4 protein-coding genes are annotated in these 12770 nt (G+C 49.3%); all 4 read right to left on the bottom strand.

The genetic code is table 11. The annotated features are described in order from the left end of the window. Positions 1 to 137: 137 nt before the first annotated feature. Complete coding sequence (locus tag ACOMG9_RS19495; protein ID WP_494529261.1) at positions 138 to 3308, bottom strand: hypothetical protein; 3171 nt, start codon at positions 3306 to 3308, stop codon at positions 138 to 140. Between the two features lie 20 nt (positions 3309 to 3328). After that, entirely contained in the window at positions 3329 to 6352 is a 3024-nt protein-coding gene (locus ACOMG9_RS19490; RefSeq protein WP_494529260.1) for a hypothetical protein, read from the bottom strand. A gap of 165 nt (positions 6353 to 6517) precedes the next feature. Continuing rightward, positions 6518 to 9568, bottom strand: a complete 3051-nt coding sequence (locus tag ACOMG9_RS19485; RefSeq protein WP_448218109.1) for a hypothetical protein — start codon at positions 9566 to 9568, stop codon at positions 6518 to 6520. Between the two features lie 91 nt (positions 9569 to 9659). Next, positions 9660 to 12692 carry a hypothetical protein gene (locus ACOMG9_RS19480; RefSeq protein WP_448218108.1) on the bottom strand — a complete coding sequence of 1011 codons (3033 nt, stop codon included), beginning with the start codon at positions 12690 to 12692 and terminating at the stop codon, positions 9660 to 9662. Between the last annotated feature and the right edge of the window lie 78 nt (positions 12693 to 12770).

Genomic DNA, 12770 nt, shown 5'->3' with positions numbered 1-12770 from the left:
ATTTCCCTTCCTTGAGGGTCGATAGTCATATTAGAGCGACTGACAGGTAAAAAGTTCCGTCAGGATCTTATTGCCCGAAGCGGTATTCACCCTTAGCGAGGTCAAAGGATTGTCCATGCCATCCTGTCGGCATGCTCTCAATCAGGCTTTACTATCTTCTTTGGCACCAGCATTTTTCGTTCTTTCGGGAAGCCATCTGCGCCAAAGTAGCGACGCTGCTCGCTGATCACGGCAATACCCCGATCCTCCAGCACTTCCTGGGCCTTCTCCGAATCCAGCGTTTCCTGGGTCAAGGTGCCCGTATTCATCCGAATACCCTCGCTCTTCAGCCGCTGCACCTCTTCCTCTATTGCCTGAAGTGTTGCCGGGCTCAGCAGTGACGGGTCATGTTCGAACTGCATCTTTTCCAGCAGCGTCATTGCGGCCGGAACCCTCACCTGCCTCAGATCGTACCAGCTGTTATGAATGCCATAAGTGATTCCTTTGTTCTGATCCGCCTTGCAGGTTTGGTGACTGGGGTCTGAACAGGTAATAATTCCGGCCTGTTTGGCAATTTTGCGGCGAACATTATCATCAATAAACCGCTCCATTCCTTGCACGGGCTCCGCTGTCCGGTCAAATTGCAGGGTGATTTTTTTGCCATCAGGCATCAGACCGTAGACTTCGGTGTAGGGATTTTTGCGCTGGTCCACAGGGTCCGTGGTTGTTATCTGCACCAGGTCAGCCGCACCGTGCATGGCGGCTTCCAGGTGCCGTTGGAATTCAGTTTTGAGGTCAGGCTCGATGGTAAAATTCCTGGCCCACTGGTCTGGCAAGTCAAGATAGGAAGCGTTGAAAAACAGAGGCTGAGTCGCCAACCCGGGAAATTCAGGCTCAACGATATTGCGAGTAAATTCCATACAAACAGCAAAGCGTAATATACGCAGATACCAGCGCACGGTTTCAGACAGCTTCTGATCCGCTGTACCATCGATATCGTTTTTCATATTGACCATCGCCAGGGCGACCTCATCCAGCAGCTTTTCAGGGAAGTGCCCGGTCAGGTCCCGTTTGAAGTAAACAGCTGACCTGGTTTTTACCGCCGATTTGTCGACATCTTCAGCTGCGGCATTCTGATAAATAATGGCCAGTGGCAAGAGACTTTTTTCGACTGGATTAAAAGAGTGAACCTGACATCGCTCCAGCAATTCCATATACCAGAGCCCATTATTCCTGGCTCGCAGGGCATGATTGCAAGAGTGATTCGTTTTCCACATTTTTGGAAGGAATTTGTCCAGGCTGGCCATCACCCGCTCCGGTCCCGGACGACGGTAATAATGCTGTAACACCTTCAGGATGGTGTCTTCATTATCGCCGACATTATCTGGCAAGACCGGCGGTTTGCTGAATGCATCCACCATAAACTGTAACGCCGGTTTCACCGATGCGAAGCGATCGACCGACAGATCGAGGGATTCTTTCAGTTCCTTGAGTTGCTGATTGGCCTTCTCGACATGTGCTGGCCAATTCCGGAAGAGGGGATGAGTATTCCGTTCATTCCAGAGTGTTTTAATCCATTCGATGTAACCAGCCACGGATAAATTACAAATAAGCGTTTCACCGCCATACAGCTTCAGATCGCTTCCAATAGAATCCAAAACGTCTTCGTCCAGGACAGCGCCGAAATGAAACAAGGCTATCAGGAAGGGCTCCAGGGTATCCAGGGTTGTTTTCTTCTGATAAAGCCGGAGAAAAGATAATCCCTCTTTCAGGCAGTTCTGCCGTTGCTGATCATTGAACTTCTGGCAGATTCGGTCAAATTCGACAATGCCTCCGGGACAACTGGTCAATGGTATATTCCAAAGGTTTCGCAAGGTAAGGAACTTGAATGGACCAAAGGCAGCCACCATATAATTGAACATGTCCGGTGGCACATAAAGTTGATCACAATCTCCCATCTGTTTGAAAAGGTGCCAGCCCCATGCAGTCATTATGGCCCCGCTCTTCAAAAGCAGCCTGAGTAATGGGGCAACTTCATCAACCCGGAATTCCGATGCCCGGTCATGCACATTGTATTTGACTACTACAGAGGTCAGGAAAAGATCAAGCAAAGAAGTCATTTTTTCATCATGAAAAAAACAGCGGTGAATGGGCAAGCCTCTCTCTTTTAACGCCAGAAGTTTCTGGGCACTGTGAGGGCAGGGATTACTCACCAGCTCGATGGCCTGTTGCCATTTATGTTGATCATCAGGCGGGATGGAAAATCCTGACCTTAGTGCCTCTGCTTGCAAATGCATTGGCAATAAATTCATTACCTTCATGATTTTGGCTAAAGATTCGCCGGAAGGATCAAAACAATCCAGAGAACGCTCAATCAGGGCCAGATGTTCAGAGTCAAGTTCATCATCATAACAGACCTCTGCAGACCCGGTGTCGCAGCAAAAAGCAACCAGTGGCAGGGGGGGCAGGCTCAATGCCTGTTCACACTCACGCTTTTTCTGAAGAATATCCGAAATATTATTAGAGACATCACTCACAACAAAAAAGCATTTGATGTCTGCTTTTCCACCGTTGGTGACCACGAGTTGCGCAGAGGGTACGGAGCCTCCGAAACATGCTGTAGCAGATTTGTGGCTATTGTATTTGAAGGGTTTCAGTTTTGGTAAACTGAACCTTCCGTCCGTCCCCAGATGTCCTGAGGTAAAACGTTCATAGACCTCCCACCCGGCTCGTTCTTGTATCTCTTTATCTTTTTCAGCCAATGATGGCAGATCAGACAGAAGTTTTACCTTCAGTTTATCCGCCTCTGCGCCTTGTTTCAGCGGCCAGGTACCTGGATTTTGTTTGTAGACATACAGGCAATCCGGGTCGACGATGCCTACCGTCCATCGACCTGTCAGGTTCCCGTATTGCAACCCCTGCAAAACAAGGCTATAGAATCTTGCTGTGCCATTGCCATTAAGGTAACTGGCTACTTCGGCTGGTTTAATTTTCCGAATCGCCAGACGCCCACTCTCCGCCGCCTGGCGCAGTGCCTGACGCTCAATTTCTCTGGAAGGCCCCGGTAGCTGTTTGGTCGGCTCGGTGGTTGTCCATTGGCCAGAGGCTGATACCGACTGGGTGTTAGGGTTTGGTGTTTGATAGAGCCAGGATGAGAGTTGTATGCCTCTGAAAATATTCATGATGATGCTCCAATAATCGTTATTATTTCCCTCTTCCCTGAGAGCCGATACTCTTATTATTAGAGTGACTGATTGGTAAAAAAGTTCCGTCAGGATCTTATTGCCCGAAGCGGTATTCACCCATAGCGAGGTCAAAGGATTGTCCATGCCATCCTGTCGGCATGCTCTCAATCAGGCTTTACTATCTTCTTTGGCACCAGCATTTTTCGTTCTTTCGGGAAGCCATCTGCGCCAAAGTAGCGACGCTGCTCGCTGACCACGGCAATACCCCGATCCTCCAGCACTTCCTGGGCCTTCTCCGAATCCAGCGTTTCCTGGGTCAAGGTGCCCGTATTCATCCGAATACCCTCGCTCTTCAGCCGCTGCACCTCTTCCTCTATTGCCTGAAGTGTTGCCGGGCTCAGCAGTGACGGGTCATGTTCGAACTGCATCTTTTCCAGCAGCGTCATTGCGGTCGGAACCCTCACCTGCCTCAGATCGTACCAGCTGTTATGAATACCATAAGTGATTCCTTTGTTCTGATCCGCCTTGCAGGTTTGGTGACTGGGGTCTGAACAGGTAATAATTCCGGCCTTTCTGGCAATTTTGCGGCGAACATTATCATCAATAAACCGCTCCATTCCTTGCACGGGCTCCGATGTCCGGTCAAATTGCAGGGTGATTTTTTTGCCATCAGGCACCAGTCCGTAGACTTCGGTGTAGGGATTTTTGCGCCTGTCCCCAGGGTATGTGGTTGTTAACTGCACCAGGTCAGCCGCACCGTGCATGGCGGCTTCCAGATGCCGTTGGAATTCAGTTTTGTGGTCAGGCTTGCTGGTAAAATCCCTGGCCCACGGGTGCGGCAGGTCAAGGTCGGAAGGGTTGAAAAACTGAGGCTGAGTCGCCAACCCGGGAAATTCAGGCTCAACGATATAGCGAATAAAGTCCATATGAACGGCAAAGCGTAATATGCGCAGATACCAGCGCACGGTTTCAGTCAGGTTCTGATCCGCTGTACCACCGATATCGTTTTCCATATTGACTATCGCCAGGGCGACCTCATCCAGTAGCTTTTCAGGGAAATGCCCGGCCAGGTCCTGTTTGAAGTAACCAGCTGACCTGGTTTTTTCTTCCGATTTGTCGACATCTTCAGCTGCGGCACCCTGATAAATAATGGCCAGTGGCAGGAGACTTTTTTCGACTGGATTAAAAGAGTGAACCTGACATCTTTCCAGCAATTCCATGTACCAGAGCCCATTATTCCTGACCCGCAGAGCATGACTGCAAGGGTGTTCCTCTTTCCACGTTTTTTGAAAGAGTTCGTCCAGATTGGCCAACACCCGCTCCGGTCCGGGGCGACGGTAATAATGCCGTAAAACCTTGAGGATTGTGTCTTCATTATCGCCAACATTATCTGGCAAGACTGGCGGTTTGCTGAATGCATCCACCATAAACTGTAACGCCGGTTTCACCGATGCGAAGCGATCGACCGGCAGATCGAGGGATTGTTTCAGTTCCTCGAGTTGCTGATTGGCCTCCTTGACATGTGCTGGCCAATTCCGGAAGAGGGGATGAGTATTCCGTTCATTCCAGAGTGTTTTAATCCATTCGATGTAACCAGCCACGGATAAATTACCAATAAGCGTTTCACCGCCATACAGCTTCAGATCGCTTCCAATAGAATCCAAAACGTCTTCGTCCGGGACAGCGCCGAAATGAAACAAGGCTATCAGGAAGGGCTCCAGGGTATCCAGGGTTGTTTTCTTCTGATAAAGCCGGAGAAAAGATAATCCCTCTTTCAGGCAGTTCTGCCGTTGCTGATCATTGAGCTTCTGGCAGACTCGGTCAAATTCGACAATGCCTCCGGGACAACTGGTCAATGGTATATTCCAAAGGTTTCGCAAGGTAAGGAACTTGAATGGACCAAAGGCAGCCACCATATAATTGAACATGTCCGGTGGCATATAAAGTTGATCACAATCTCCCATCTGTTTGAAAAGGTGCCAGCCCCATGCAGTCATTATGGCCCCGCTCTTCAAAAGCAGCCGAAGTAATGGGGCAACTTCATCAACCCGGAATTCCGATGCCCGGTCATGCACATTGTATTTGACTACTACAGAGGTCAGGAAAAGATCAAGCAAAGAAGTCATTTTTCCATCATGAAAAAAACAGCGGTGAATGGGCAAGCCTCTCTCTTTTAACGCCAGAAGTTTCCGGGCACTGTGTGGACAGGGATTACTTACCAGCTCGATGGCCTGTTGCCATTTATGTTGATCATCCGGCGGGATGGAAAATCCTGACCTTAGTGCCTCTGCTTGCAAATGCATTGGCAATAATTTCATTCTGTCCATGATTTTGGATAAAGATTTCCTGGAAGGATCAAAACAATCCAGAGAGCGCTCAATCAGGGCCAGATGTTCAGAGTCAAGTTCATCATCATAACAGACCTCTGCAGACCCGGTTTTGCAGCAAAAAACAACCAGTGGCAGGGGCGGCAGGCTCAATGCCCGTTCACACTCACGCTTTTTCTGCAGAATATCCGAAATATTTCCAGGGACATCACTCACAACAAAAAAGCATTTGATGTCTGCTTTTCCATCGTTGGTGACCAGCAGTTGCGGAGGGGGTACGGAGCCACCGCGACATAATGTACCAGGTTTGTGGCTATCGTATTTGCCGGGCTTCAGTTTTGGTAAACTGAACCTTCCGTCCGCCCCCAGATGTCCCGAGGTAAAGCGTTTATATACCTCCCAACCTGCTTGTTCTTGTATCTCTTTATCTTTTTCAGCCAATGATTGCAGATCAGACAGAAGTTTTACGTTCAGTTTATCCGCCTCTGCGCCTTGTTTCAGCGGCCAGGTGTCTGGATTTTGTTTGTAGACATACAGGCAATCCGGGTCGACGATGCCTACCATCCATCGACCTCTCAGGTCCCCGTGGGGCATCCCCTGCAAGGCAAGGGTATAGGATCTTGGTGTGCCATTGTCATTAAAGTAACTGGCTACTTCGGCGGGTTCAATTTGCCTGATCGCCAGACGCCCACTCTCCGCCGCCTGACGCAGTGCCTGACGCTCAATTTCTCTGGAAGGCCCGGGTAACTGTTTGGTCGGCTCGGTGGTTGTCCATTGGCCAGAGGCTGTCACCGACTGGGTGTTAGGGTTTGGTTGATGACAGAACCAGGAGGGGAGTTTTATGCCTCTGAAAATATTCATGATGATGCTCCAATAATCGTTATTATTTCCCTCTTCCCTGAGGGCCGATACTTATTATTAGAGTGACTGGTTGGTAAAAAAGTTCCGTCAGGATCTTATTGCCCGAAGCGGTATTCACTCATAGTGTGGTCAACGGATTGTCCATGCCAACCTGCCGACATGCTCTCAATCAGGCTTTGCTATCTTCTTTGGCACCAGTATTTCCGGTTCTTGCGTAAAGCCATCGTCGCTAAAGTAGGGACGCTTCTCGCTGATCACGGCAATACCCCGATCCTTCAGCACTTTTTGGGCTTCCTCCGAATCCAGCGTTTCCCGGGTCAAGGTGCCCGTATTCATCCGAATACCTTCGCTCTTCAGCCGCTGCACCTCCTCCTCTATTGCCTGAAGTGTTGCCGGGCTCAGCAGCGACGGGTCATGTTCGAACTGCATCTTTTCCAGCAGCGTCATTGCGGCCGGAACCCTCACCTGACTGAGATCGTACCAGCTGTTATGAATACCATAAGTGATTCCTTTGTTCTGATCCGCCTTGCAGGTTTGGTGACTGGGGTCTGAACAGGTAATAATTCCGGCCTGTTTGGCAATTTTGCGGCGAACATTATCATCAATAAACCGGTTCATTCTCTGCACGGGCTCCGCTGTCAGATCAAATTGCTTAGTGATTTTTTTGCCATCAGGAACCAGGCCGTAGACTTGGATGTAAGGATTTTCACGCTTGTCTAAAGTCGGCTCCCATGGGTGCTTGGTTTGCACCTGCACCAGGTCAGCCGCACCGTGCATAGCGGCTTCCAGATGCCGTTGGAATTCAGTTTTGAAGTCTTGCTCGCTGGCAGAATCGGTAGCCAAATGCGGTGGCAGGTCAAGGTCTGAAGCATCAGGAATCCGACGTTGAGCCATCGTCAATCCCGGAAAATTAGGGCTAACCCCTTTAGAGCGAATTTTGTCCATAAGAACAGCAAAGCGTAATACGTGTAGATAACAGCTTACGGATTCAGACAGGTTCTGCTCAGCTTTATCACCGGCCTTGTTTTTCATGTTGACTATCGCCAGTGCCATGTCATTCAACAGCGATTCAGGGTAGTGCCCGGTCAGGTCCCGTTTGAAGTAATCAGCTGACTTTGTTTTTTCCGCCGATCTTTCGACATCTTCACAAGCGGCCCCTTGATAAATAATGGCCAGCGGCAGAAGACTTTTTTCTTGTGGAGTAAAAGAATATGCCTGATATTTCTCCAGCAATTCCATATACCAGAGCCCATTATTCCTGGCCCGAAGCGCATGACTGCAGGAGTTATGTTTCCACGTATCCGGGAAGAAGTAGCCCAGGCTGGCAATCACCCGCTCCGGTCCCGGGCGACGGTAATAATGCTGTAACACCTTCTGGATGGTGTCTTCATTATCGCCGACATTATCCGGCAAGACCGGCGGTTTGCTAAAGGCATCCACCAAAAACTGTAACATCGGTTTTAACGATGCGTGGCGATTGTTCGGCAGATCCAGGGATTGTTTCAGTTTCGCAAGTTGCTCACGGGCCTCGGTGAAATGTGTTTCCCAATTACGGTAAAGACTGTGGGTGTTGCGTTCCCACCAAAGACCTTGAACCCATTCGATGAAACCAGCCACGGATAAATTATCAATAACCCTCATGTTGTCATTGCAATGCGCCAGATCGCGTTTAACCGCATCCAGAACCTTATCGTCCAGGACAGCCCCGAAATGAAACAGGGCCAGTAAGTGGGACTCCAGGGTATCAAGGGTTGGTTTCTGAAAAAGTCGCTCACGAGATAACCCCTCTCTCAGGCGACTTTGCAATTGCTGATGATCGTATTTCTTGCAGATTCGGTTAAATTCAACGATGCCTCCCCAACAACTGGTCAATGGTATATTCCAAAGGTTTTGCAAGGTAAGGAACCTGAATGGAGCAAAGGCAGCCGCCATACAATCGAATTGGGCCGGTGGCAGGAAAAGTTGACCATTTGATCCCATCGTTTTGATAATGGACAAGCCACGTGCAGTCGGTATTGCCCCGCTCTTCAAAAGCAGCTTAAGTACTTGCAGAGCTTCGTCCTCCTGGGCCGGAACGCTCTGTTCCCGGGGCTCGTTATTGAATCTTTTCAGCTCTGAAATCAGAAGCATATCAAGCAAAGAAGTAACCGTTCCTTCATGACAGAAACAGCGGTGAATGGGTAAGCCGCTCTCTTTTAAAGCCGAAAGTCTCTGGCAACTGAAAGAACAGGGATCACTCACCAGCTCGATGGCCTGTTGCCACTTATGTTGATCACCCGGCGGGATGGTAAATCCTGACCTCAGTGCTTCTGTTTGCGTACGCATTGGCAACAAATTCATAATGTCCTTGAGAGTGTTAAAGCCAATATTCCGGAAAGACCTGAAAATATCCAGAGAATGCTCAACCAGGGCCAGATGTTCAAAGTCAAGTTCATCATCAAAACAGACCTCTGCAGACCCGGTGTGGTGGTCAAAAACAACCAGTGGCAGTGGTTCAATTTTCAGTGCCTGTTCACACTGCCTTTTTTCCTGCAGGATATCCGAAATATTTTTAAAGGTATCACCGACAACAAAAAAGCATTTGATGTCTCCTTTTCCATAGTGGGTGACTACGATTTCTGAACGCGCGGGGTGACGAAAATATTGTGAAGTAGGCATAGAGGCATCATATTTGTACTCATTCAGTTTTGGTAAACTGAACATCCCGTCCGGCTCCAGATGTCCTGAGGTAAAAGGAGGATAAACATTCCACCAGGTTTGTTCCCTTATCTCATCAGATTTTTCAGCCAATGATTGCAGATCAGACAGTAGTTTTTCGCCCGGTTTATCCGTAGCTGCGCCATATTCCAGCCACTTGCTGGCGGCATTTTTTTTGTAGACGTACAGGCAGTTTGGATCGACGATGCCTACCGTCCATTTCTGCTCAGCTGTCCGGCTCGAGCAGGGCATCCCCTGTTGGGCAAGGGTAAAGGTTCTTGGTGTGCTATTGCTATCCAGGTAACTGGCTTCTTCAGCTAATTCAATTTGCCGAACCGCCAGGCGACCAGACTTTGCAGCCTCCAGCAGTGCTTGTCGCTCATCTTCTCTGGAAGGCGGGGGTAGACGTTTGGTTGGTTCGGTGGTTGTCCATTGGCCAGATGCCGCTACTGACTGTGTGTGAGGGTTTGGCTGCGGGCGCAGGCAGGAAAAACAATTTATACCACTTAAAGTATTCATGATGTCACTCCAATAATTGTTGTTATTCTCCAATTCCCTGAGGGTGGATACGTTCATCATTAGAGTGATTAACCGGGAAAAAGTTCCGGTCTTATTTCTTCTCTGGCACCAGCATTTTCCGTTCTTTCGGGAAGCCATCGTTGGTAAAGTAGGGACGCTGCTCGCTGAACACGGCAATACCACGCTTGCTCAGCACTTCCCGGGCTTCCTCCGAATCCAGCGTTTCCTGGGTCAAGGTGCCCGTATTCATCCGTATACCTTCGCTTTTCAGCCGCTGCACTTCTTGCTCTATTGCCTGTTGTGTGGCCGGGCTCAGCAGCGACGGGTCATGTTCGTACTGCATCTTTTCCAGCAGCGTCATTCCAGTCGGAAGCTCTACCTGCCGAAGATCATACCAGCTGTTATGAATGCCATAAGTGACACCTTTGTTCTGATCCGCCTTGCAGGCCTGGTGGCTGGGGTCTGAACAGACAATAATACCGGCCAGCTGAGCTATTTTGCGCCGGACATTGTCGTCAATAAACTGGTTCATTCTCTGCACTGGCTCAGTTGTCCATTCAAAGTTTTCAGAGATCTTTGAGCCATTGTCGTTCAGACCGTAGACTTCGGTGTAGTTTTTTTTGCGCTGATCCCGAAGTCGCCCGGTTACCCGCGCCAGATCAGCCGCACCGTGCATGGCAGCTTCCAGGTGACGTTGGAATTCAGTTTTGTTACCAGACCCGGAGGTAAACTGACTGGTCAGCTGCGAAGGTATGTCAAGACGTCTGGCGTCAAACCCCAAAGGTCGAGTCGCCGTTAATCCGGGAAAATCAGTGTCAACCCCGCAACCACGAATGACGTCCATTCGATCCGCAAAGCGTAATATGCGCAGATACCAGCGCAAAGGGTCAGGCAGGTTCTGCTGGTCTTTACCCTTAACATCGTTTTCCTTGCTGGTCATCACCTGTTCCATATCATCCAGCAACTGCACAGAATAGCGTCCGGCCAGGTCCCGCCTGAAATACTCAGCTGACTTTGATTCCTCCGCTGATTTGTCGACATCTTCGGCAGCCGCATCATGGTAGATAAGCGCCAGAGACAAGAGTTCTTTTTCATCCGGGCTCAGGGAGCACAGCTGAAATTTCTCCAGCAATTCCATATACCAGTGCCCATTATTCCTGGCCCGCAGGACATGACTGCAGCTGTGCTGCGGCTTCCATACTGCTGGCATTGTTGGTCTGACCAGGCACTGGATCACCCGTTCCGGTCCAGGACGGCGGTAATAGTGCTGCAATATCTTCAGGATGGTTTTTTCATTATCGCCGACATTATCTGGCAGGACTGGTGGTGTGCTGAAGGCGTCCACCACAAACTTTAATGCCGCTGGTATCTGAGCTGCCAATGCTGTTGCCGATGCGCCAGAATCGTCCAGACCGAGCGATTGTCTGAGGTCCCTGATCTCCCGCTGAGCCTGCCGGACATGCTCTGGCCAATTCTGGTAGAAAGTATGTGTTTCCCGTTGCAGCCACAGGTTTTTGATCCATTGGATATAATCAGTCATGGAAAAGTTACCAATAACTTTCCTGTCGTCCGGGTAATACCATTTCAGAATGTCTTTAAGATCAAGCAGAATCTCTTCGTCCGGGCAAACGTCATAATGAAAAAGGGCCAGCAAGCGTGACTTGATCATGTCGAGCGATATAGAGTCGACAAACACATCAGATAATACCTCTTTCATACACTGCTTTAGTTGCCCTGGACTGTAACCCTGACAGATTCGGTCAAATTCAACGACGATTCCCGGGCAACCGGTTAAAGGTATTCTGCTGAGATGTTCCAGGGTCAGAAAATCAAATGGAGCAAAAGCAGCCACCAGATAATTCATTACGCCCACTGGCATTAACGGTTCTGAGCTATTGTTCATGTTGTCAATTTCGGAAGCAGCAGTTCCCAGCTTTGCCCCGCTCTGCAGAAGCAGGTGAAGTAAGCGACAAGCTTCTTCCTCCTGTTTCCGGGTTTGCTCATGCTCTGGCTCACGGTTTCTGTCTATTTCGGAAAACAGCAACAGGTCAAGCAAAGAATCAACAAATCCTTCATGGAAAAAACGCTGGTGAATCGGCAAGCCACTTTGTTTTAATTCCAGAAGCTTTTCATAACTGTAATGACAGGGATCACTGACTAATTTGATGGCCTGTTGCAGTTTATGCTTTACATCCGATGAGACGGTTAACTCCGAACTCAGTGCTTTTGCCCGCAGCAACATTGGCAGCAGATTCAACATATCTCTGAAATGGTCTGGGGCTAAGCCCTGTGAAAACGCAAAATCATTCAGAGCATGCTCATTCGTGTTCAGGTTTATACTGTTCAGCTCGTCATCAAAATAGACCTGTACAGAACCAGTGCGGTGGCAATAAACAACCAGGGGCAGGGGGTCAAGCTGAAATTCCTTTTCACATTGATGCTTGTCCAGCAGGATATCGGCAATATTTATCTGGGCATCGTTGTATACACAAAAGCATTTGATGTCTTCTTTGCCATATTTGGTGAGCACCAGTTCCGGGTAATCAGCTGAGAAGGTGCCATCGCCGAGTTTCAATTTTGGTAAACTGAACGTTCCGTCCGCTTGCAGATGTCCCGAGGTGAAACGAGGATAAACTCCCCAGACAATCTTATCAGCACGCTCAAGAAGTCTATCGTGCAATGATTGCAGATCAGGCAGTTGCTTTACACCCAGTTGATTTGGGCCAGTGCCCCACGCCAGATGCTGGGTGTTAGCATCACGTTTGTAGATATGCAGGCATTGAGGATTAACAATGCCTACCATCCATCTACCGCATCTTTCTGATACGGTCCCAGTGGGCGCCATCTTCCCCGGCAGGGCGAGGGTGAAGGGCCTTGGTGCCCCCTTACCTGAAAAGTTATTTTTTTCTTCAGTCAATTCAATTCGGCGAAACGCCAGGCGTCCACTCTCAGCAGCGTGAAGTAGCTCTTGTCGAGCAGACTCCCGGCGATCATTGGGTAGCAGCTTGCTGGTCGATTTGCGCAATGCCCATTGGCCCGAGGCTTTTACCGACGGGGTGTCAAACTTTGATTGAGGGGAAGGGTACGGGCTCGCAGAAGTCCCCGTTCCGTGGGCAACATCCATGGTAATACTCCTGTAAAACAAGTTACCTACCTACTTCCATATGGGGGCTTACAGTAATTTAGAGTCACTGGCTGGCGA

The sequence above is a fragment of the Endozoicomonas sp. PH6C genome (genome assembly GCF_059322965.1).
The sequence above is the reverse complement of the archived record's forward strand: the minus strand, read 5'-3'. Positions and strand labels throughout refer to the sequence as shown.